This is a genomic window from Rhizobacter sp. SG703, from assembly GCF_012275445.1.
GTDB lineage: Bacteria > Pseudomonadota > Gammaproteobacteria > Burkholderiales > Burkholderiaceae_C > Rhizobacter.
In genome coordinates this window covers 156,083-178,287 of sequence record NZ_JAAZQK010000015.1, presented here as the reverse complement: position 1 = coordinate 178,287, position 22,205 = coordinate 156,083, and the positions used below count along the sequence as shown (strand labels likewise).

Sequence of the window (22,205 nt, the reverse complement as noted above, 5' to 3'; positions counted from 1 at the left end):
GGCAACGGCGGCCCGGCCCGCGTCAACAACTCGGTCAAGTACGAGTCGCCGACCTTCGCCGGCTTCAAGGCCGGTGCGCTGTGGGGCTTCGGCGAAACCACCGGCTCGACCAACGAGCAGCGCGTGGCCGACGTCTACGCCCGCTACAGCGGCTACGGCTTCGATGCGATGGTCTCGTTCGTCGACGACAAGCAGGACCTGACCTCGCAGGACGTGCGCACCACCTCGGGCGCGGTCGGCTACACCTACGGCGACTGGCACGGCACCGCCGGCGTGATCGCCGTCAACGACCGCAGCGCGGTCGATGCCGACGGCCAGGGCTTCTGGGTCGGCGGCGACTACCGCTTCGGCCAGAACCTGGTGCGTGCGCAGTACGTGCAGAACAAGGCCAAGAACGTCAACGAAGGCAAGACCCAGGCCTTCGGCGTCGGCTACCAGTACGACCTGTCCAAGCGCACGGCCCTGTACAGCGCCGTCACCCGCTTCAAGAACGAAGGCGACGGCTACGCCAACCGCTGGGCCAGCGCCGTCCCGGCCGGCCTGACCACCGCCGACGACCGCGACATCACCGAGTTCACCGCAGGCATCCGCCACAGCTTCTGATTCGGCAGCTGAAAAGCAAAAGCCCGCTTGGCGACAAGCGGGCTTTTTTTCGTTGGCGAGCGTCCAGCGAAACAACCCCAACAGACGCCGCGGAACCGGCTTTGCCGGGCCGCTGGCGGCGCCCCCTTGAGGGGGAGGCGCGTCAGCGCCTCGGGGGGTGGGTCCGTTCTATCAGTTCTGAACAGGCTGCTGGTCTTCGACCGGCCAGTCGCGGATGTAGGCCTTCAGCATCCGGTTCTCGAAGTCCTGGCTGTCGACCACCGCCTTCGCGACGTCGTAGAACGAGATCACGCCCATCAGCGTGCGCTGCGTCATCACCGGCATGTAGCGGGCGTGGCGCTCGAGCATCATGCGGCGCACCTCGTCGATCTCGGTCTCGGGCGTGCAGGTCAGCGGGTGATCGTCCATCACGGTGCGCACGATGGTCGTGCCGACCGTGCCGCCGTTGCCGACGATGGCCAGGATGACCTCGCGGAAGGTCAGCATGCCGGCCAGGTCGCCGTGCTCCATCACCACCAGGGACCCGATGTCGCGCTCGGCCATGGTCCGCACGGCATGCGCCAGCGGCTGGTCCGGCGACACAGTGAACAGCGTGCCGCCCTTGACACGCAGGATGTCTGCGACTTTCATGGGGTCCTCCTTGGGGAATGTGTCGAGGCAATATAGCCCACAATGCCCCGCAACAACATCCCCGGCGACACCCATGAGGCGCCGCCCGGCCCCGAGGAGACTGCATGCCCGGCCCTTCCGACCCCGGCTTCGACACGCTCGCGCTGCATGCGGGCGCCGGCCCCGACCCCGCCACCGGTGCCCGCGCGGTGCCGATCCACCTGAGCACCAGCTTCGTCTTCGAGAGCAGCGACCATGCCGCGGCGCTGTTCAACATGGAGCGCTCCGGCCACGTCTACAGCCGCATCTCGAACCCGACCACCGCGGTGCTCGAGGAACGCGTCGCGGCGCTGGAAGGCGGCGCCGGCGCGATCGCGACCGCCAGCGGCCAGGCGGCGCTGCACCTGGCGATCTGCACGCTGGCCGGCGCGGGCTCGCACATCGTCGCGAGCAGCGCGCTGTACGGTGGCTCGCACAACCTGCTGCACTACACGCTGGCGCGCTTCGGCATCGAGACCACGTTCGTGCGCCCCGGCGACATCGACGGCTGGCGCGCCGCGATCCGCCCCGACACCCGGCTGCTGTTCGGCGAGACCGTCGGCAACCCCGGGCTGGACGTGCTCGACATTCCCACCGTCGGCGCGATCGCGCACGAGCACGGGCTGCCGCTGCTGGTCGACTCGACGCTGACTTCGCCGTGGCTGATCCGCCCGTTCGACCATGGCGCCGACCTCGTCTACCACTCGGCCACCAAGTTCCTCAGCGGCCACGGCACCGTGATCGGCGGCGTGCTGGTCGACAGCGGGCAGTTCGACTGGGAAGCCTCCGGCCGGTTTCCGGAGCTGACCCGCCCCTACGACGGCTTCCACGGGATGGTGTTCAGCGAGGAAAGCACCGTCGGCGCCTTCCTGCTGCGCGCCCGCCGCGAGGGGCTGCGCGACTTCGGCGCCTGCATGAGCCCGCACACCGCGTGGCTGATCCTGCAGGGCGTCGAGACCTTGTCGTTGCGGATGGAGCGGCACATCGCGAACGCCCGCAAGGTGGTGGCCTTCCTGGCCGCGCATCCAATGGTCGCGCGCGTCGGCCACCCCGACCTGCCGACCCACCCGGACCATGAACTCGCGCGGCGCCTGCTGCCGCGAGGCAGCAGCTCGGTGTTCAGCTTCGACCTGAAGGGCCAGCGCGCGCAGGGCCGTGCCTTCATCGAGGCGCTGAAGGTGTTCTCGCACCTGGCCAACGTCGGCGACTGCCGCTCGCTGGTGATCCACCCGGCGACCACCACGCACTTCCGGATGGACGATGCCGCGCTCGCGCAGGCCGGCATCACGCAGGGCACGATCCGGCTGTCGATCGGGCTGGAAGACGCCGACGACCTGATCGACGACCTGTCGCGCGCGCTGCGGGCCGCGCAGAAGGCAGGTTCGGCATGAAGTTCGACGTGCAGGGCCGCGCGGCCTTCGTCTACACCGGCGGCAAGCCGCTGGACACCACGCTGCCGGCGCTGGTGTTCGTGCACGGCGCGATGCACGACCACAGCGTGTGGGGGCTGCAGACGCGCTACCTGGCGCACCACCGCCGCGCGGTGCTGGCGCCCGACCTGCCGGGCCACGGCCGCAGCGATGGCCCGGCGCCGGCCAGCGTCGAGGCCTGCGCCGACTGGCTGCTCGCGGTGCTGGACGCGGCTGGCATCGAGCGCGCGGCGTTCATCGGCCACAGCATGGGCTCGCTGATTGCGCTCGAGGCCGCGGCCCGGCTCGGCGAGCGCGCGACCGGGCTGGTGCTGCTCGGCCCGGCCTACCCGATGAAGGTGTCCGACACGCTGCTGTCCACGTCGCAGGCCGAGCCGCTGAAGGCGATCGACATGGTCAACGCGTTCTCGCATGCCGGCCATGCCGCCAAGCCCTCGGCCCCGGCGCCGGGCTTCTCGCTGCATGGCATGAACCGGGCGTTGATGCGCCGGCTGCAGGCGTCGCACGCCGCCGCAGGGCACGGCAACCTGTTCCACCACGACTTCCAGGTGTGCAACCAGTACGCGGGGGGCCTCGAAGCGGCGGCGCGCGTGCGCTGCGCGAGCCTGATGATCGTCGGCGCGCACGACCAGATGACGCCGCCGAAGGCAAGCGCGGCGCTGGCACAGGCGCTGCATGCGAAGGTTCTGCAACTGTCTGCCGGGCATTCCCTGATGGGAGAGGTGCCCGACGGCGTGTTGAATGCCATCCAGACCTTCATTCCGGAGGAAGCCCCATGAACAGCAGTACCGTTCATCCCGATCCCGCGTCGGTCAGGTCGCTGAAAACCTTTGCAGCGTTCTACCCGTACTACCTCGGCGAGCATTCGAACCGCAGCTGCCGCCGCCTGCACTTCGTCGGCTCCACGCTGGCGCTCGCGTGCCTCGCGACCGGGTTGCTGCGCGGCCAGCCGCTGTACGTCGTGTATGCGCTGCTGTGCGGCTACGGCTTCGCGTGGGTCGGGCACTTCGTGTTCGAGAAGAACCGGCCGGCCTCGTTCAAGCGCCCGCTGTACAGCTTCATGGGCGACTGGGTCATGTACAAGGACATCTGGCTCGGCAAGATCCCCTTCTAGAGAAGTCGACACCAGGACTTCGCCGATGGACGCCAAAGACCTGCCGGTCCTCGAGCAGCTCGCACACATCGAGCGGCTGATCGATGCGATCGACCTGCCGATCGGCCGCTGGGACCTGGAACACCGGCTGGTGTTCTGCAACCAACCCTACCTGAGCTGGGCGCAGCGCAGCCGCGAAGACCTGCTGGGCCGCACGCTGGCCGAGCTGTACGGCGACGAGGCCTGGGAGCGCGCGCGCGCGGCCTTCGCCGAGGCCGCGCAGGGGCGCACCGTCAACTACGAGCGGCGGCTGAAGCACGGCTGCCACAGCGGCCGCTGGGCACGCATCCAGGTGCTGCCGCACCTCGACCCGACCGGACGCGTCGACGGCATCTTCACGATCGCGATCGACATCCACCAGGACGTGCTGGAGCGCGAGGCGCTGGTCGCCGCGCGCCAGCGGCTGGACCGCTTCACCGAGAACATCCCGTTCCCGCTGACGTATGTCGACCGCGACTTCGTGCTGCGCTTCGTCAACAAGGCCTATGTGGAGGCGACCGGCCAGCAGCCGAAGCAGCTGCTCGGCCGGCCGATCGGCGACGTGCGCGGCTCCAAGCGCTGGGCCGAGCACCAGCCGTACTTCGCGAAGGCGCTGGCCGGGCACACGGTGCAGTACGCCCGCATGGTCGACCTGGCGACGCTCGGCCAGCGCTGGATGCGCACCAGCTACGTGCCCGATTTCGACGCCTGCGGCGAGGTGATCGGCGTCTACACCGTGACGGTCGACGTGCACGAGCTGACGATCACGCAGCAGCAGCTGAAACGCAGCGTCGAGCGCGACGCGCTGACCGACGTGCTGAGCCGGCGCACGATGATGGACCGCATCGAGGCGGCGCTGCTCGACGCGGCGCAGCTGCCGGTGGCGCTGTTCTTCGTCGACCTCGACGGCTTCAAGGCGGTCAACGACCGGCTCGGCCACCGCGTCGGCGACGAGCTGCTGGTGGCGGTGGCGCGCGCGCTGCAGATCTCGGTGCGTGCCGAGGATGCGGTGGGCCGCTTCGGCGGCGACGAATTCCTGGTGCTCGCGCCGGTGCGCGACACCGCCGGCGCGCATGCGCTCGCGCTGCACATGCTGGCGGCGGTGGCCGGCGTCGACCGGCACGGCATCAGTGCGAGCATCGGCTATGCGCTCGCGCCCGGCGATGCGCAGAACCCGCAACGGCTGCTGCAGCTGGCCGACGATGCGATGTACTGCGCGAAGCGCCGGGGCAAGAACTGCGTACGGCACGCGTCGCCGGATTGACGTCAGTCCGCCGCGATCACATCGTTCAGCATCATGTTGCCGAACTGCGCCCGGTGCCAGAACCCGCGCAGCGTCGGTGTCGGGTCGAGCAGCACCTGCGCGATCAGCGGCTGCGCCGACGTGGTCGCCGGGTCGCACAGCAGCACGTAGCGCGCGTTGCCGTCTTCATCGAGCCGGCCGACCCAGTCGATCGCGACCAGCGTGTCGAGCAGCGGCTCGATCTGCAGCGGGTCGGTGCGCAGCGTCTGCGACAGCTGCGCCGCGCTGATGCCGTGCGTGCTGAGCGCACGCGCCTGCGCCAGCTCGCGCAGCATGCCGACCGCCAGCTGGAACAGGTAGCCCGGCGTCGACGGCCGGCGGATCACGCGCATCTGCAGGCTCGGCGCATAGGCCGCGACCACCGCGCCCAGCAGCACGATCACCCAGCCGAGATAGATCCAGATCAGCAGGATCGGCACCGTCGCGAACGCGCCATACAGCGTGGTGTAGGTCGGCACTGAACTGAGGTACCAGGCCAGCCCCTTCTTCGCGACCTCGAAGCCGGCCGCGACGAACACCCCGCCGGCCGCCGCATGCCGCCAGCGCACCAGCGTGTTCGGCACGTAGTGGAACAGCCCGGCCATCGCCGCCGACAGCAACGCGAACTCGAGCACGTTCAGCAGGAAGCTGACGCCGCCCGGCATCACGCCGACCACCCCGCGCGACGCCGAGATCGCATACGACGTGAGCGACAGGCTGACGCCCAGCAGCAGCGGCCCGAGCGTGACGGCGGCCCAGTACACCAGCACGCGCTGCGCGATCGGCCGCGGCTTGGGCACGCGCCAGATCGCGTTCAGCGTGCGGTCGATCGTCAGCATCAGCGCGAGCGCGGTGAACACCAGCACCACCAGGCCGAACGTGCCGAGCCGGTTCGCCTTGCTCGCGAACTGCGTCAGCGCGCCCAGTACCGGCTTCGCGATCGCATCGGGCACCAGGCTCTGCAGGAAGTATTTCTGCAGCGCGTCCTGGAAGCTCGAGAACATCGGGAACGCGGTGAACACCGCCAGCATCACGGTGACCAGCGGCACCAGCGAGATCAGCGTCGTGAAGGTCAGGCTGCTGGCCGTCAGCCCCAGGCGGTCCTCGCGGAAGCGCTGGCGCAGCGTGATCAGCGTCTCGAGCCACGGCCAGGTCTGCAGTGTCTGCACCAGGCGCGACAACTGCTCCCGCCATGTCTGCTTCAAGGCATGGGCTTCGGCGGAGGTCGGAAGATTCATCGATGGCATCATAGCCAGCGATGACTGCGCCCCCTGCCCCTTCCGACACTTCTGCCGCCCCCGCCGCTGCGGCCGCCCTTCCCCCCGTCGTGCTGTGGACCCGAGCGCTCGCCGTCGGCAGCATCGCCGGCCTGATCGTGCTCGGCGTGGCCTGGGAGCTGTGGCTCGCGCCGTTGCGGCCGGGCGGCACCTGGCTCGCGCTGAAGGTGCTGCCGCTGGCCTTCGCGCTGGTCGGCCTGCTGCGCCACCGCCTGTACACCTACCGCTGGGTCAGCCTGCTGGTGTGGTTGTATTTCACCGAAGGCGTCGTGCGCGCCGGCAGCGACCGCGGCCTCGGCGCGAGCCTCGGGCTCGTCGAGGTGCTGCTGTGCGTGCTGCTGTTCGCCGCCTGCGGGCTGCAGGTGCGCTGGCGGCTCGGGCATGCGAGCCGCCCCGGGAAGGCCGCATGAAGCCGCTGCTGCTCGAATCGCTGCGCGCGATCGTCGGCCCGGCCAACGTGCTGACCGACGGCGACCTGGCCGGCTACGAACAGGACTGGCGCAAGCGCTACCGCGGCAAGGCGCTGGCCGTCGTGCGGCCGGGCTCGACCGACGAGGTCGCCCAGGTGGTGGCCGCGTGCGCGCGGCACGGCACCGCGATCGTGCCGCAGGGCGGCAACACCGGGCTGGTCGGTGGCGGCGTGCCGGACGACAGCGGCAGCCAGGTGCTGCTGACGCTGTCGCGCATGGACCGCGTGCGCAGCATCGACGCCGCCAACCTGACGATGACGGTCGAGGCCGGCTGCGTGCTGCAGTCGGTGCAGGAAGCGGCGGCGGCCGGTGGGCTGCTGTTCCCGCTGAGCCTCGCGGCCGAAGGCAGCTGCACGATCGGCGGCAACCTCGCGACCAATGCCGGCGGCACGCAGGTGCTGCGCTACGGCAATGCGCGCGAGCTGTGCCTGGGGCTGGAAGTCGTCACCGCGCAGGGCGAGGTGTGGCACGGGCTGTCGGGCCTGCGCAAGGACAACACCGGCTACGACCTGCGCGACCTGTTCATCGGCAGCGAGGGCACGCTGGGCATCATCACCGCGGCCACGCTGAAGCTGTACCCGCAGCCCGCTGCCACGCTGACGGCGCTGGCCGCGCTGCCTTCGCTGCCGGCGGCCGTCGCACTGCTGCAGCTGGCACAGGCGCGGTTGGGCGCGGGTCTCACCGGTTTCGAGGTGATGGGCGAGTTCGCGCTCGGCCTGGTGCGGCGGCACTACCCGCAGCTGCGCCAGCCGCTGCCGCCGTCGCCGTGGACGGTGCTGCTGGAGCAGTCCGACACCGAGAACGAAGCCCATGCGCGCACGCTGTTCGAAGGCTTGCTGGAAAGCGCGCTGGAGCAGGGCCTGATCACCGATGCCGCGGTGGCCGAGAGCATCGAGCAGTCGAACGCGCTGTGGCACTTGCGCGAATCGATTCCGCTGGCGCAGTCGGAGGAAGGGCTGAACATCAAGCACGACATCTCGCTGCCGGTGTCGCGCATCGTCGACTTCGTCGCCGCCACCGATGCGGCGCTGCGCGCGGCACTGCCGGGCGTGCGGCTGGTCAACTTCGGCCACCTGGGCGACGGCAACCTGCACTACAACGTGCAGGCGCCCGAGGGCGGCGATGCGAAGCAGTTCCTGCAGCGGCACGAGGCCGAGGTCAACACGATCGTCTACGACGCGGTCGGGGCGAGCGGTGGGTCGATCTCGGCCGAGCATGGGATCGGGGCCTTGAAGCGCGACGAGCTGGCGTTGCGCAAGTCGCCTGTCGCGTTGCAGCTGATGCGCAGCATCAAGCGGGCGCTGGATCCGGACGGCCTGATGAATCCCGGCAGGGTCGTGTAGGGTCGGCATACGCGGGGCTTGCGCGAAAGGCGTGTGCGGGGAGGCTGTAGCGCGCCGTCGGGGGCGGTCTTCGCCCCTCTCGGGGCGAAGACTTCCCTCCTGATTGGCGCGCCCCACACTCCCCGCCCGCGCCTTTGCTCGCGCAGAACCATGCAAGCTCTACTGGAGCCGACCCTTCGCGGCGGCAGGCAGCGGCAGCGGCATCACGTCGATGCCCTCATCGGCCAGCGCCTGCGCGTCTTCGCGGCTTGCGCGGCCCCGGATGGCGCGCTCCTCGGCTTCACCGTAGTGCATGCGGCGGGCCTCTTCGGCGAAGCGCTCGCCGACATCGTCGGTGTTCGCCATCACGTGCTGCACCGCCTTCAGCCACATCGCCTGCATCGTGATCGCCTCCGGCGTGGCCGGCAGCGCCGGCTCGGCCGGTGCGGGTGCCGCAGCCTTCGGCTCGCGCGCGCCCGACACGTTCAGGCGCGGTGCACTCGGCAGCCGGGCGACGGTCTTGTCACCGCACAACGGGCATTCGACCAGCCCGCCATCGAACTGCGACTGGAAATCGGCCTCCGAGCCGAACCAGCCTTCGAAGCGGTGGTCTTGCGCGCAGCACAGGTTGAGCACTTTCATGCGTGCATTATCAGCAGACGCCAGCCATGCAGGGATCGTTTGCAAGATGTCCCGTCGGACAGCACGCCAATTCCGCAACGATCCAGCGGCTCCGATGGAACCGGCTTTGCCGAGTCACCGGGGGCGCCCCCTTGAGAAGGAGGCGCGCAGCGCCTCCGGGGGTGGCTCATCCTAGGTCGACAGCGCCTTCAGGATCGCCTGCGAGCACAGCGCCATCAGGCCGCCCGGCAGGATGCCGAAGACCAGCACGGCCGCGCCGTTCAGCGACAGCACCAGGCGCACGTCGCTCGCGGCAACGATCGGCTGGGTGTCGACCGGGTCTTCGAAGTACATCACCTTCACCAGGCGCAGGTAGTAGAACGCGCCGACCAGCGACAGCAGCACCGCCAGCACCGCAACGACGATGTAGAACGTGACGTTGGTCGTGATCAGCGCCTGCAGCACCGCGAGCTTCGCGTAGAAACCCACCGTCGGCGGGATGCCCGCCAGCGAGAACATGAAGATCGCCATCACGCCGGCGTACCACGGGTTGCGCTTGGCCAGGCCCTTCAGGTCGTCGATGTTCTCCGACTCGAACCCCTGGCGCGACAGCAGCATCACGACGCCGAAGGTGCCGAGCGTCGTGAAGACGTAGGTCACCATGTAGAACAGCGCCGAGCTGTAGCCGTTCGATGCCGACAGCGTGTTGCCGGTGATCACGGTGGTCGTGAAGCCGAGCAGCATGAAGCCCATCTGCGCGATCGTCGAGTACGCCAGCATGCGTTTCAGGTTGCTTTGCGCGATGGCGGCCAGGTTGCCGAGGAACATCGACGCGATCGCCAGCACCATCATCATCTGCTGCCAGTCGCCGGCCACGCCCGACAGGCCCTCGACCAGCAGCCGGAAGGTCATCGCGAAGGCCGCGAGCTTCGGCGCGCCGGCGATCAGCAGCGTGACCGCCGTCGGCGCGCCGTGGTAGACGTCGGGCAGCCACATGTGGAACGGCACCGCGCCGAGCTTGAACGCCAGGCCCGCGACGATGAACACCAGGCCCAGCGCCAGCACGGTCGGGTTCAGCTGGCCGGTCGCGATCGCGTTGAACACCTTCGGGATGTCGAGCGAGCCGGTCGCGCCGTACATCATCGACAGGCCGTACAGCAGGAAGCCGCTGGCCAGCGCGCCGAGCACGAAGTACTTCATCGCGGCTTCGGTCGACTGCGCATGGTCGCGGCGCATCGCGGTCAGCGCGTACAGCGACAGCGACATCAGCTCCAGGCCGAGGTAGATCACCAGGAAGTTGTTGGCCGCCAGCATCACCGAGATGCCGAGCAGCGAGAACAGCGACAGCGTGAACAACTCGCCCTTCAGCATCTCGCGGCTCTCGGCATACGGCCGCGCGTAGACCAGCGTGATCATCACCGCCAGCGCCGCGAAGAAGCCCAGCAGGTGGCCGAGCGGGTCGGTCACCATCATGCGCTGCATGCCGTAGACGGTGAAGCCGGCGTCGAAGTACAGCAGGTGCATGCCGCCGACGACGGCGAGCGTCGCCTGCGTCAGCCAGTAGGTGGGCGTGCGCTTCGGGTCGGTGACCCACAGGTCGACCATCGCGACCACGCAAGCCATCGCGAGCAGCACCAGTTCCGGGTAGACGGCCAGCCAGTTCATGTCTTTGATCATCATTGCCGCCGCTTCAATTCAGTTTCGAGACGGCCACGTGCTTCAGCAGTTCGGTCACGCTGACGTGCATGGTGTCGGTAAAGGGCTTCGGGTACACGCCCATCCACAGCACGGCCACGGCCAGCAGCGCGAGCATCAGGAATTCGCGGGCGTTGATGTCGTCGAGCGCGCGCACGTCTTCGTTGGCCACCGGGCCGAAGTACACCCGCTTGACCATCCACAGCGTGTAGGCAGCGCCGAACACCAGCGTGGTCGACGCCAGCGCGCCGAGCCAGAAGTTGGCCTTCACGGTGCCGAGGATCACCATCCATTCGCCGACGAAGCCGCCGGTGCCCGGCAGGCCGCAGTTGGCCATCGCGAACAGCACCGCGAACGCGGCGAACTTCGGCATCGTGTTGACGACACCGCCGTAGCTGGAAATCTCGCGCGAATGCACCCGGTCGTACAGCACGCCGATGCACAGGAACATCGCGCCGGACACGAAGCCGTGCGAGATCATCTGCACCAGCGCGCCCGAGACGCCGAGCTCGCTGAAGATGAAGAAGCCGAGCGTCGCGAAGCCCATGTGGGCGATCGACGAATAGGCCACCAGCTTCTTCATGTCCTGCTGCACCAGCGCGACCAGGCCGATGTAGACCACCGCGATCAGCGACAGCGCGATGATGAACCAGTCGTACGCATGGCTCGCGTCGGGCGCGATCGGCATCGAGAAGCGCAGGAAGCCGTAGGCGCCGAGCTTCAGCATGATGGCCGCCAGCACCACGGAGCCGCCGGTTGGCGCCTCGACGTGGGCGTCGGGCAGCCAGGTGTGCACCGGCCACATCGGCACCTTGACCGCGAACGCCGCGAAGAACGCGAAGAACAGCAGCGTCTGCGCGTTCATGTTCAGCGGCAGCTTGTGCCACGTGAGGATCTCGAAGCTGCCGCCCGACTTGAAGTACAGGAAGATCAGCGCGATCAGCATCAGCAGCGAGCCGGCGAGCGTGTACAGGAAGAACTTGAACGCCGCATAGACCCGGCGCGGGCCGCCCCAGACGCCGATGATGATGTACATCGGGATCAGCGTGGCTTCGAAGAACACGTAGAACAGCAGGCCGTCGAGCGCGCTGAACACGCCGACCATGATCCCCGACAGGATCAGGAACGCGCCCATGTACTGGTTGACGCGCTCGGTGATGACCTGCCACGCGGCGATCACGACGATGATCGTGATGAAGGCCGTCAGCAGCACGAACCACACCGAGATGCCGTCGACCCCCAGGTGGTAGTGCACGTTCAGGCGCTCGATCCAGGCGAGGTTCTCCTGGAACTGCATCGCGGCGGTGCCGGCATCGAAGCCGGTGATCAGCGGAATCGTGACCGCGAAGCTCGCGATCGCGGCGACCAGCGCGATCCAGCGCACCGCATTGGCGTGCTCGTCGCGGCCGACCAGCAGCAGGACGATGCCCGCGATGATCGGCAGCCAGATGGCAAGGCTCAACAAACCCATGTTCTTGTTCTCCGGTGCCGCTTTTACTTGCCGAACAGGCTGCTGGCGGCGCTCATCAGCGGCCCCCACAGCTGCCAGGTCATCAGGAGGATCACGCCGAGGATCATCACCAGCGCGTACCAGTAGAGGTAGCCGGTCTGCACGACGCGCACCACCGACGCGAACGCACCGACCGCACGCGCCGAGCCGTCGATCAGCACGCCGTCGATGACGGCCTGGTCGCCGCCCTTCCACAGCCCGCGGCCCAGCAGGCGCGCGCCGGCCGACAACACGTTCTCGTTGAACCAGTCGAAGTAGTACTTGTTCTCGAGGATCGTGTAGACGAAGCCGAACTTCGACTTGAACCAGGCGGGAATCGCCGGCTTGACCATGTAGAACACGTAGGCGGTGACGACGCCGGCGAGCGCCAGCCAGAACGGCAGCGACGCGAGCCCGTGCAGCGCCATCGCGACGGCACCGTGGAACTCGTTCTTCATCTCTTCCATCGCCGGGTGCTTCTCCGGGTTGATGAAGATCGCGTCCTCGAAGAAGCCGCCGTACAGCATGCCCTGGATCGTCATGAAGCCGATCACGACCGACGGGATCGCCAGCAGCAGCAGCGGCGCGGTGACGACCCACGGCGATTCGTGCGGCACGTGGACGTGCGGCGCGTGTCCGTGAGCATCGTGGCCGTGCGCGTCATGCGCATCGTGCGCATGCTCGTCGTCGTGGTGGTCGTGCTCGCCGGGGAACGGCTTGTGGCGGAAGTTCTCCTTGCCGTGGAAGACGAGGAAATACATCCGGAACGAATAGAAGGCCGTCACGAACACGCCGACGATCACCGCGAAGTACGCGAAGCCGGAACCCGGCAGGTGGCTTGCATGCACCGCCTCGATGATGCTGTCCTTCGAGTAGAAGCCCGAGAACAGCGGCGTGCCGATCAGCGCCAGCGAACCCAGCAGCGACGTGATCCAGGTGATCGGCATGTACTTGCGCAGGCCGCCCATGTTGCGGATGTCCTGGTCGTGGTGCATGCCGATGATCACCGAGCCGGCCGCGAGGAACAGCAGCGCCTTGAAGAACGCGTGCGTCATCAGGTGGAACACCGCGACCGAGTAGGCCGACGCGCCGAGCGCCACCGTCATGTAGCCGAGCTGCGACAGCGTCGAGTACGCGACCACGCGCTTGATGTCGTTCTGGATGATGCCGAGGAAGCCCATGAACAGCGCAGTGATCGCGCCGATCACCAGCACGAAGCTCAGCGCGACGTCGGACAGCTCGAACAGCGGCGACATGCGCGCCACCATGAAGATGCCGGCGGTGACCATCGTCGCCGCGTGGATCAGCGCCGAGATCGGGGTCGGGCCTTCCATCGAGTCGGGCAGCCAGACGTGCAGCGGGAACTGCGCGCTCTTGCCCATTGCGCCGATGAACAGGCAGATGCAGGCCACCGTCAGCAGCATCCATTCGGTGCCGGGGAACACCGCCTTGGCCAGTTCGGGCGCCTTCGCGAAGATCTCGTTGTAGTTCAGCGTGCCGCCGAAGGCCAGCAGCAGGCCGATGCCGAGGATGAAGCCGAAGTCGCCGACCCGGTTCACCAGGAAGGCCTTCATGTTCGCGAACACCGCGGTCGGCCGCGTGAACCAGAAGCCGATCAGCAGGTACGACACCAGGCCCACCGCCTCCCAGCCGAAGAACAGCTGCAGCATGTTGTTGCTCATCACGAGCATCAGCATCGAGAAGGTGAACAGCGAGATGTACGAGAAGAAGCGCTGGTAGCCCGGGTCTTCTTCCATGTAGCCGATGGTGTAGATGTGCACCATCAGCGACACGAAGGTCACGACGCACATCATCATCGCGGTCAGGCCGTCGACCAGGAAGCCGATCTCCATCTTCAGCGAGCCGAGCGTCATCCACTCGTAGACGGTGGCGTTGAAGCGTGCGCCGTCGACGGCCACCGCCTTCAGCGTCATCGCCGAGATGATGAAGGCGATCAGCACGCCGAGGATGGTCACGGTGTGCGCGCCGCGGCGGCCCACCTGCTTGCCGAAGAGCCCGGCGACGACGGCACCGACCAGCGGCGCCAGCGGCACCGCGAGCAGCATGTTCTGGGAGAGTGTTGCCGACATGTGCGATCAGCCCTTGAGAGAGTCGAGCTCGTCGACGTTGATCGTCGCGCGATTGCGGAACAGCACGACCAGGATCGCGAGGCCGATCGCCGATTCGGCGGCGGCGACGGTCAGGATGAAGAACACGAACACCTGGCCCGCCATGTCGCCCAGGAAGTGCGAGAACGCGACGAAGTTCAGGTTGACCGCCAGCAGCATCAGCTCGATGGCCATCAGCAGCACGATCAGGTTCTTGCGGTTCAGGAAGATGCCGATCACCGACAGCGCGAACAGGATCGCGCCCAGCGTCAGGTAGTGGCCCAGCGTGACCGGGCCGAGGGCGAAGGTGCTCATGACTTGGCTTCTTTCTTGGCTTCTCCGGCGACCAGCGGTGCGCTGTCCAGCGACGCGGGCGGTGCCGGCGGGGCCTCGACCTCGGCCTTCATCTTGACGATGCGCACGCGGTCGGCCTTCTTCGCGCGGATCTGCAGCGACGGATCCATCGCCTTCGAATCCTTGCGCTGGCGCAGCGTCAGCGCGATCGCCGCGACGATCGCCACCAGCAGCAGCACGGCCGCGATCTGCAGCGGGTACAGGTAGTGCGTGTAGATCTGGATGCCGAGCAGCTTGGTGTTGCCCATCTGCAGCGCGGCGGCATCCGGAACCGGCGCGCTGCGCACGTCGAAGCCGGGGATCAGCACCGCGGCCATCTCCAGCGCGATGATCACGCCGACCAGCGCCGCGACCGGGAAGTGGGTCCAGAAGCCCTGGCGCAGCGCGTCGACGTTGATGTCGAGCATCATCACGACGAACAGGAACAGCACCATCACGGCGCCGACGTAGACGAGCACCAGCGAGATCGCGAGGAACTCGGCATGCAGCAGCATCCACACGCAAGAGGCCGAGAAGAAGGCCAGCACCAGGAACAGCGCGGCATGCACCGGGCTGCGCGCGGTGATGACGCGGAACGAAGCTCCCAGCAGCACGACTGAGAAGATGTAAAAGAGCGCGGTCGGGATGTCCATATTCTTGTCGAGCACCGTGCCGACCGTCCGAAGACGGTCAGCGATAGCGGGCGTCTGCCTCCTTGTTGGCGGCAATCTCGGCCTCGTAGCGATCGCCGACGGCCAGCAGCATGTCCTTCGTGAAGTACAGGTCGCCGCGCTTTTCGCCGTGGTATTCGAAGATGTGCGTCTCGACGATCGAGTCGACCGGGCAGCTCTCTTCGCAGAAACCGCAGAAGATGCACTTGGTCAGGTCGATGTCGTAGCGCGTCGTGCGGCGCGAGCCGTCCTCGCGGATGTCGGACTCGATCGTGATCGCCATCGCCGGGCACACCGCCTCGCACAGCTTGCAGGCGATGCAGCGCTCTTCGCCGTTGTCGTAGCGGCGCAGCGCATGCAGGCCGCGAAAGCGCGGCGACGCCGGCGTCTTTTCTTCCGGGAACTGCACGGTGATGTGCGGCGACAGGAAATGCCGGCCGGTCAGGGCCAGGCCCTTGAACAGCTCGGTGAGCATGAAGCTCGAGAACAGGTCCTTGATGGAGGCCACTGCAGACATGGTCTTCTCTCCTTACTTCCAGAGGCTGAGCGGGGACTGCAGCCACAGCCCGACGACCACCAGCCACACGAGCGTGACCGGGATGAAGATCTTCCAGCCCAGCCGCATGATCTGGTCGTAGCGGTAGCGCGGGAAGGTGGCGCGCACCCACAGGAACATGGTCACGACGACGAAGGTCTTCAGGCCCAGCCAGATCCAGCCCGGGATCCAGGTGAACGGCGCGAAATCGAGCGGCGACAGCCAGCCGCCGAGGAACAGCGTGACGCACAGGATCGACACCAGGATCATGTTCGCGTATTCGGCCAGGAAGAACATCGCGAACGACATGCCCGAGTACTCGACCATGTGGCCGGCGACGATCTCCGATTCGCCTTCGACGACGTCGAACGGGTGGCGGTTGGTTTCCGCGAGGCCCGAGATGAAGTAGACGACGAAGATCGGCAGCAGCGGCAGCCAGTTCCACGAGAACAGCGTGAAGCCGTGGGTCGCGGCGAAGCCCTTGCCCTGCCCCATCACGATGTCGGTCATGTTGAGGCTGCCGCTGACCATCAGCACGACGACCAGCGCGAAGCCCATCGCGATCTCGTAGCTGACCATCTGCGCCGATGCGCGCAGCGCACCGAGGAAGGCGTACTTCGAGTTCGACGCCCAGCCGGCGATGATCACGCCGTAGACCTCGAGCGAGGTGATCGCCATCAGGAACAGCAGGCCGGCGTTGATGTTGGCGAGCGCCACTTCGGGGCCGAACGGCACGACGGCCCAGGCGGCCAGCGCCGGCATGATCGTCATCACCGGGCCGATCAGGAACAGCGGCCGGTTCGCCGCGGTCGGCAGGATGATCTCCTTGAAGATCAGCTTGACCGCATCGGCGATCGGCGTCAGCAGGCCCCACGGGCCGACGCGGTTCGGGCCCGGGCGGATCTGCGTCCAGCCGATGGCCTTGCGCTCCCACAGCGTGAGGTAGGCGACGCAGCCCATCAGCGGCGCGACGACGACGATGATCTTGATCAGCGTCCAGACCACCGGCCAGGCCGCCCCCAGGTACTGGGTGCCGTAGAGGTTGAAGGTATCGATCATGGTGTGCTCAGGCCTTCTCGATCGACAGCGGGCCGAACATCGCGCCGAGCGCGGCGGTCAGCGCATGGCCGGCGGGAACGCGCACGGTGCCGGCCGCGAGGCTCGCATCGAGGCGCGCCGGCAGCGTGATCGCGGTGCCGCCTTGCGAGACGCGCACGGCGTCGCCGTGCTGCAGGCCGAGCTGTGCCCACTGCGCGCTGCCGATCGACGCGACCGGCGGGCGGGCATCGGCGGTCAGCTGCAGCGACGTGGCGCGGCGCACCAGGCTGTCGGTCGCGTAGATCGGCACGTCGGCGATGCGCTCGGTGCCGGTGCTCGCCGCTGCGGTCGCCGATGCGGTCTGCGTCGTCGCATTGCTCAGGCGCGCGGCCACCGTGGCGACGTCGCCCAGCGCTTCGGCCCGCACCTCTTCGGAGGTCTCCTGGTCGAATCCCTTCAGGCCCAGCAGGTTGCCCAGCACGCGCAACACCTTCCAGGCCGGGCGGGTGTCGCCCAGCGGTTTGACGACGCCGTGGAAGCTCTGCACGCGACCTTCGGCGTTGACGAAGGTGCCCGAGGTTTCGGTGAACGGCGCGATCGGCAGCAGCACGTCGGCGACGTCCAGCGCGGCGTCCTTGAACGAGGTCAGCGCGACGACCATGTCGGCCGATTGCAGCGCCGTCTTCGCGACCACCGGGTTGGCGGCATCGAATTCCGGCTCGACGTTCAGCAGCAGGCAGGCGCGCAGCGAACCGCTGAGCATCTGGCTGGCATTCAGGCCGCTGGCCCCCGGCAGCGCGTTGACGAGCTGCGCGCCGACGCTGTTGCCGGCTTCGGTCAGGTAGCCGACGCTGGCACCGGTCTGCGCGCCGATCCAGTTGGCCAGCGCCAGCAGTTCGGTGGCCTGCGGATGCTGCGCGGCGGCGTTGCCGAGCAGCACGGCCTTGCGTTCGCCGCTCAGCAGCGAGGCGGCAACCGCGTTGGCGGCATCGGTCGCCACGAACGACGACGGTGCAGCGACGCCCTTCGCGGCCGCCACGGCCGCGGCGATCGCGCCCAGCGCGCCGACCCAGCCACTCGGCGCCACCGCCTGCTGGCTGGCCATCGGCATCAGCCAGTCATCGGCCAGCGCGTGCAGGCTGTGCACCTTGGCGCCCTTGCGGGCCGCTTGGCGGATGCGCTGCGCGAACAGCGGATGGTCCTTGCGCAGGAACGAGCCGACGACCAGCACGCGCTGCAGCGCCGACAGCGATGCGATGCTGGTGCCGAGCCAGCGCACGCCGGCTTCGCCCGCGCTGCGGAAATCGGCATGGCGCGTGCGGTGGTCGATGTTCTCGCTGCCCAGGCCGCGCACCAGCTTCGCGAGCAGGTGCAGCTCTTCGACGGTGGCGTGCGCCGAGCCGACGGCACCGATGCTCTTCGCGCCGTGGTCGGCCTTGATCTGCGACAGGCCCTTGGCGACGTACTCGAGCGCGGTGGTCCAGTCGACGGTCTTCCATTCGCCGCCCTGCTTGATCATCGGCACGGTCAGGCGCTGCTCGCTGTTGACGGCTTCGTACGAGAAGCGGTCGCGGTCGGCCAGCCAGCATTCGTTGACGTCTTCGTTCTCCAGCGGAACGACGCGCAGCACCTTGTTGTTCTTGACCTGCACGATCAGGTTCGCGCCGGTGCCGTCGTGCGGGCTGACGCTCTTGCGGCGCGACAGCTCCCAGGTGCGGGCGCTGTAGCGGAACGGCTTGCTGGTGAGCGCGCCGACCGGGCAGATGTCGATCATGTTGCCCGACAGCTCGCTGTCGACGGTGTCGCCGGCGACGGTCGTGATCTCGGAGTGTTCGCCGCGGTGGATCATGCCGAGCTCCATCACGCCCGCCACTTCCTGGCCGAAGCGCACGCAGCGCGTGCAGTGGATGCAGCGGCTCATCTCTTCCATCGAGATCAGCGGGCCGACGTCCTTGTGGAAGACGACGCGCTTTTCTTCGGTGTAGCGCGACGACGACCCGCCGTAGCCGACCGCCAGGTCCTGCAGCTGGCATTCGCCGCCCTGGTCGCAGATCGGGCAGTCGAGAGGGTGGTTGATCAGCAGGAACTCCATCACGCCCTGCTGGGCCTTCAGCGCCTTGTCGCTCTTGGTGCGAACGACCATGCCCTGCGTCACCGGCGTCGCGCACGCGGGCATCGGCTTCGGCGCCTTCTCGACGTCGACCAGGCACATGCGGCAGTTGGCCGCGATGGACAGCTTCTTGTGATAGCAGAAGTGCGGGATGTAGGTGCCGGCCTTGTCCGCGGCATGCATCACCATGCTGCCTTCGGTGACCTGGACCTTCTGGCCGTCGAGTTCGATTTCAATCATGTGAGGAAGCCCAGCAGGTCAGGCGTGCACCTTGACCGCGCAGGTCTTGTGCTCGATGTGATGGATGAACTCATCACGGAAGTGTTTGATCATCGCGCGCACCGGCATCGCCGCCGCATCGCCGAGCGCGCAGATGGTGCGGCCCTGGATGTTGTCGGCCACCGAGTTCAGCAGCTCGATGTCTTCCATGCGGCCCTGGCCGTGCTCGATGCGGTCGACCATGCGGAACAGCCAGCCGGTGCCTTCGCGGCACGGCGTGCACTGGCCGCAGCTCTCGTGCATGTAGAAGTACGACAGGCGCAGCAGGCTCTTGACCATGCAGCGGGAGTCGTCCATCACGATGACGGCGCCGGAGCCGAGCATCGAGCCGGCCTTCGCGATGGCGTCGTAGTCCATCGTCGTGTCCATCATGATGGCCGCCGGCAGCACCGGGGCCGACGAGCCGCCGGGGATCACCGCCTTCAGCGTGCGGCCCTGGCGCACGCCGCCGGCGAGTTCGAGCAGCTTCGAGAACGGCGTGCCCAGCGGCACCTCGAAGTTGCCGGGACGTTCGACATCGCCGACCACCGAGAAGATCTTGGTGCCGCCGTTGTTCGGCTTGCCGATCTCCAGATACGGCTGGCCGCCGTTGCGGATGATCCACGGCACCGCGGCGAAGGTCTCGGTGTTGTTGATCGTGGTCGGCTTGCCGTACAGGCCGTAGCTGGCCGGGAACGGCGGCTTGAAGCGCGGCTGGCCCTTCTTGCCTTCGAGCGATTCGAGCAGCGCGGTTTCTTCGCCGCAGATGTAGGCGCCGAAGCCGTGCGCGCCGTGCAGCTGGAAGCTGAAGTTCGAGCCGAGGATCTTGTCGCCGAGGAAACCGGCCGCACGTGCTTCTTCCAGGGCGGCTTCGAAGCGCTCGTACACCTCGAAGATCTCGCCGTGGATGTAGTTGTAGCCGACCGAGATGCCCATCGCGAACGCGGCGATCGCCATGCCTTCGATGACGATGTGCGGGTTGAACATCAGGATGTCGCGGTCCTTGCAGGTGCCCGGCTCGCCTTCGTCCGAGTTGCAGACCAGGTACTTCTGCCCCGGGAACTGGCGCGGCATGAAGCTCCACTTCAGTCCGGTCGGGAAACCCGCGCCGCCGCGGCCGCGCAGGCCGGAGGTCTTCACTTCGGCGATGACCTGCTCGGGGGTCATCGGCTCGCCGGTGGCACCCTGGAATTCGCCAGTCAGGATCTTGCGCAGCGCCTGGTACCCGCCGCGTGCGACGTAGTCCTTCAGCGACCAGTTGCGGCCGTTCAGGTCGGCATAGATCTGCGCGCCGATGTGGCGGCCGTGGAAGCAGGTCTCGGCACCGGTGGCCTGGAACTTCGAGAGGTCCAACAGGGGTTGCGACATGGTGGGTTCCGTTTACTTCGCCGCGCGCAGCGTGTCGACGAGTTCGTCGAGGCGCTGCTCGTCCATGAAGCTGCACATCTGGCGGTCGTTGACGAGCATCACCGGCGCATCGGCGCAGGCGCCCAGGCATTCGCTCTTCTGCACGGTGAACAGGCCGTCGGCGGTGGTGCCGCCTTCGTCGACGCCGAGCCGGCTGCACAGGTGCTCGAGCGCGGTCTGGCCGCTGCGCAGCTGGCACGGCAGGTTGGTGCAGACGTTGAGCTTGAACCTGCCCCGCGGCTGCTGGTTGTACATGTTGTAGAAGGTCGTCACCTCGTGCACCGCGATCGGCGGCATGCCGAGGTACTCGGCGACCAGCTTCTCGCTGTCGGCCGAGACGAAGCCCTGCTCCTGCTGCACGATGGCCAGGCAGGCCATCACGGCGGACTGCTTCTGGTCGGCGGGGTACTTGGCCACTTCGCGGTCGAAGCGGACGCGGGTGCTGTCCGAAATCATCGGTCGATCTCTCCGAACACGATGTCCATCGTGCCGATGACCGCGACGGCGTCGGCGATCATGTGGCCGCGGGCCATCTCGTCAAGGGCTGCCAGGTGGGCGAAGCCGGGGGCGCGGATCTTCAGGCGGTACGGCTTGTTCGCACCGTCGCTGACGATGTAGATGCCGAACTCGCCCTTCGGGTGTTCCACCGCCGCGTAGGCTTCGCCTTCGGGCACGTGGAAGCCTTCGGTGAAGAGCTTGAAGTGGTGGATCAGCTCTTCCATGCTGGACTTCATCTCGACGCGTCCGGGCGGCGCCACCTTGTGGTTCGCGGTGATGACCGGGCCCACCGGGTTGGCGCGCAACCAGTCGACGCACTGCTGCACGATGCGGTTGGCCTGGCGCATCTCTTCGACGCGCACCAGGTAGCGGTCGTAGGTGTCGCCGTTGACGCCGACCGGCACGTCGAAGTCCATCCGGTCGTAGACGTCGTACGGCTGCTTCTTGCGCAGGTCCCAGGCGATGCCCGAGCCGCGCAGCATCGCGCCGCTGAAGCCGAGGTTCAGCGCCCGCTCGGGCGACACCACGCCGATGCCGACGGTGCGCTGCTTCCAGATGCGGTTGTCGGTCAGCAGCGTCTCGTAGTCGTCGACGTTCTTCGGGAAGCGCTTGCTGAAGTCTTCGATGAAGTCGAGCAGCGAGCCCTGGCGGTTCTCGTTCAGGCGACCGATGGTCTTCGCGTTGCGGACCTTCGAGGCCTTGTACTGCGGCATCGCGTCGGGCAGGTCGCGGTAGACGCCGCCCGGGCGGAAGTAGGCCGCATGCATGCGCGCGCCCGACACCGCCTCGTACATGTCGAAGATGTCCTCGCGCTCGCGGAAGCAGTAGATGAGGATGTTCATCGCGCCGCAGTCGAGCCCGTGCGCACCGAGCCACAGCAGGTGGTTCAGGATGCGGGTCAGCTCGGCGAACATCACGCGGATGTACTGCGCGCGCAGCGGCACGTCGACGCCCAGCAGGCGTTCGATGGCCAGGCAGTACGCATGCTCGTTGGCCATCATCGACACGTAGTCGAGGCGGTCCATGTAGGGCAGCGACTGGATGTACGTCTTGCTTTCGGCCAGCTTCTCGGTCGCGCGGTGCAGCAGGCCGATGTGCGGATCGGCGCGCTGGATCACTTCGCCGTCGAGTTCCAGCACGAGCCGCAGCACGCCGTGGGCTGCCGGGTGCTGGGGACCGAAGTTCAGCGTGTAGTTCTTGATTTCAGCCATTTATTGGGCCCCCCAGTCGCTTCGCTCCTGCCCCCAAGGGGCGCCACCCAGCGGCCCGGCAAAGCCG

21 protein-coding genes are annotated in these 22,205 nt (G+C 67.6%); 7 read left to right on the top strand and 14 right to left on the bottom strand.

The genetic code is table 11. The annotated features are described in order from the left end of the window. Positions 1-603: porin (locus FHT26_RS27045; RefSeq protein ID WP_168563180.1), on the top strand; the 603-nt coding region annotated here is incomplete at its 5' end. 171 nt (positions 604-774) lie between these two features. Here FHT26_RS27045 and FHT26_RS27040 read toward each other — a convergent pair. Further along, a complete protein-coding gene (locus FHT26_RS27040) occupies positions 775-1,233 on the bottom strand; it encodes a CBS domain-containing protein (RefSeq protein WP_168563179.1) in 459 nt (152 codons plus the stop codon). A gap of 104 nt (positions 1,234-1,337) precedes the next feature. Here FHT26_RS27040 and FHT26_RS27035 point away from each other — a divergent pair, with 104 nt between their 5' ends. Genes FHT26_RS27035 through FHT26_RS27020 form a run of 4 tightly spaced genes read left to right on the top strand, consistent with a single transcriptional unit; the run spans position 1,338 to position 5,077 of the window. Next, complete coding sequence (locus tag FHT26_RS27035) at positions 1,338-2,642, top strand: O-acetylhomoserine aminocarboxypropyltransferase (RefSeq protein WP_168563178.1); 1,305 nt, start codon at positions 1,338-1,340, stop codon at positions 2,640-2,642. Further along, positions 2,639-3,460, top strand: coding sequence for an alpha/beta fold hydrolase (locus FHT26_RS27030; protein WP_168563177.1), 822 nt, complete (start codon positions 2,639-2,641; stop codon positions 3,458-3,460). Before FHT26_RS27035 ends, FHT26_RS27030 begins: the two co-directional genes overlap by 4 nt. Beyond that, entirely contained in the window at positions 3,457-3,795 is a 339-nt protein-coding gene (locus FHT26_RS27025; protein ID WP_168563176.1) for an Mpo1-like protein, read from the top strand. Before FHT26_RS27030 ends, FHT26_RS27025 begins: the two co-directional genes overlap by 4 nt. Before the next feature lie 25 nt (positions 3,796-3,820). Next, entirely contained in the window at positions 3,821-5,077 is a 1,257-nt protein-coding gene (locus FHT26_RS27020; protein ID WP_168563175.1) for a diguanylate cyclase domain-containing protein, read from the top strand. A gap of 2 nt (positions 5,078-5,079) precedes the next feature. Here the strand turns inward: FHT26_RS27020 and FHT26_RS27015 are convergent, their stop codons facing one another. Continuing rightward, positions 5,080-6,333, bottom strand: coding sequence for a YihY family inner membrane protein (locus FHT26_RS27015; protein WP_168563174.1), 1,254 nt, complete (start codon positions 6,331-6,333; stop codon positions 5,080-5,082). A gap of 20 nt (positions 6,334-6,353) precedes the next feature. Between FHT26_RS27015 and FHT26_RS27010 the strand changes: the two genes are divergently transcribed. Both FHT26_RS27010 and FHT26_RS27005 read left to right on the top strand, forming a co-directional pair. After that, positions 6,354-6,782, top strand: a complete 429-nt coding sequence (locus FHT26_RS27010; RefSeq protein ID WP_168563173.1) for a DUF2069 domain-containing protein — start codon at positions 6,354-6,356, stop codon at positions 6,780-6,782. Continuing rightward, positions 6,779-8,185 carry an FAD-binding oxidoreductase gene (locus FHT26_RS27005; protein ID WP_168563172.1) on the top strand — a complete coding sequence of 469 codons (1,407 nt, stop codon included), beginning with the start codon at positions 6,779-6,781 and terminating at the stop codon, positions 8,183-8,185. Before FHT26_RS27010 ends, FHT26_RS27005 begins: the two co-directional genes overlap by 4 nt. A 159-nt stretch (positions 8,186-8,344) precedes the next feature. On the opposite strand, the gene FHT26_RS27000 is transcribed toward FHT26_RS27005, so the two are convergent. The 12 genes from FHT26_RS27000 to FHT26_RS26945 form a co-directional block, all read right to left on the bottom strand. Beyond that, entirely contained in the window at positions 8,345-8,806 is a 462-nt protein-coding gene (locus FHT26_RS27000; RefSeq protein WP_168563171.1) for a DUF1178 family protein, read from the bottom strand. Positions 8,807-8,977: 171 nt separating this feature from the next. Continuing rightward, positions 8,978-10,462 carry an NADH-quinone oxidoreductase subunit NuoN gene (gene nuoN, locus FHT26_RS26995; RefSeq protein ID WP_168563195.1) on the bottom strand — a complete coding sequence of 495 codons (1,485 nt, stop codon included), beginning with the start codon at positions 10,460-10,462 and terminating at the stop codon, positions 8,978-8,980. 13 nt (positions 10,463-10,475) lie between these two features. Next, positions 10,476-11,951 carry an NADH-quinone oxidoreductase subunit M gene (locus FHT26_RS26990; protein WP_168563170.1) on the bottom strand — a complete coding sequence of 492 codons (1,476 nt, stop codon included), beginning with the start codon at positions 11,949-11,951 and terminating at the stop codon, positions 10,476-10,478. A gap of 23 nt (positions 11,952-11,974) precedes the next feature. After that, positions 11,975-14,059 carry an NADH-quinone oxidoreductase subunit L gene (gene nuoL, locus FHT26_RS26985; RefSeq protein ID WP_168563169.1) on the bottom strand — a complete coding sequence of 695 codons (2,085 nt, stop codon included), beginning with the start codon at positions 14,057-14,059 and terminating at the stop codon, positions 11,975-11,977. A 6-nt stretch (positions 14,060-14,065) separates the two neighbouring features. Beyond that, positions 14,066-14,392 (bottom strand): NADH-quinone oxidoreductase subunit NuoK, encoded by a 327-nt coding sequence (gene nuoK, locus FHT26_RS26980; RefSeq protein ID WP_056807921.1) that lies wholly within the window; start codon positions 14,390-14,392, stop codon positions 14,066-14,068. Next, positions 14,389-15,063, bottom strand: coding sequence for an NADH-quinone oxidoreductase subunit J (locus FHT26_RS26975; RefSeq protein WP_168563194.1), 675 nt, complete (start codon positions 15,061-15,063; stop codon positions 14,389-14,391). Before FHT26_RS26975 ends, nuoK begins: the two co-directional genes overlap by 4 nt. 37 nt (positions 15,064-15,100) lie before the next feature. Next, positions 15,101-15,598 carry an NADH-quinone oxidoreductase subunit NuoI gene (gene nuoI, locus FHT26_RS26970; protein ID WP_168563168.1) on the bottom strand — a complete coding sequence of 166 codons (498 nt, stop codon included), beginning with the start codon at positions 15,596-15,598 and terminating at the stop codon, positions 15,101-15,103. 12 nt (positions 15,599-15,610) lie between these two features. Continuing rightward, the gene (gene nuoH / locus FHT26_RS26965; RefSeq protein ID WP_168563167.1) at positions 15,611-16,675 is read right to left on the bottom strand and encodes an NADH-quinone oxidoreductase subunit NuoH; all 1,065 of its coding nucleotides are present in this window, start codon (positions 16,673-16,675) and stop codon (positions 15,611-15,613) included. Between the two features lie 7 nt (positions 16,676-16,682). Next, positions 16,683-19,004 carry an NADH-quinone oxidoreductase subunit NuoG gene (gene nuoG / locus FHT26_RS26960; RefSeq protein ID WP_168563166.1) on the bottom strand — a complete coding sequence of 774 codons (2,322 nt, stop codon included), beginning with the start codon at positions 19,002-19,004 and terminating at the stop codon, positions 16,683-16,685. Between the two features lie 18 nt (positions 19,005-19,022). After that, positions 19,023-20,390 (bottom strand): NADH-quinone oxidoreductase subunit NuoF, encoded by a 1,368-nt coding sequence (nuoF, locus tag FHT26_RS26955; RefSeq protein WP_168563165.1) that lies wholly within the window; start codon positions 20,388-20,390, stop codon positions 19,023-19,025. 12 nt (positions 20,391-20,402) lie between these two features. Next, on the bottom strand, positions 20,403-20,885 hold the full coding sequence (gene nuoE / locus FHT26_RS26950) for an NADH-quinone oxidoreductase subunit NuoE (RefSeq protein ID WP_168563164.1): 483 nt from the start codon (positions 20,883-20,885) through the stop codon (positions 20,403-20,405). Then, a complete protein-coding gene (locus FHT26_RS26945; RefSeq protein WP_168563163.1) occupies positions 20,882-22,138 on the bottom strand; it encodes an NADH-quinone oxidoreductase subunit D in 1,257 nt (418 codons plus the stop codon). The genes nuoE and FHT26_RS26945 overlap by 4 nt, the downstream gene beginning before the upstream one ends. Positions 22,139-22,205: the final 67 nt, after the last annotated feature.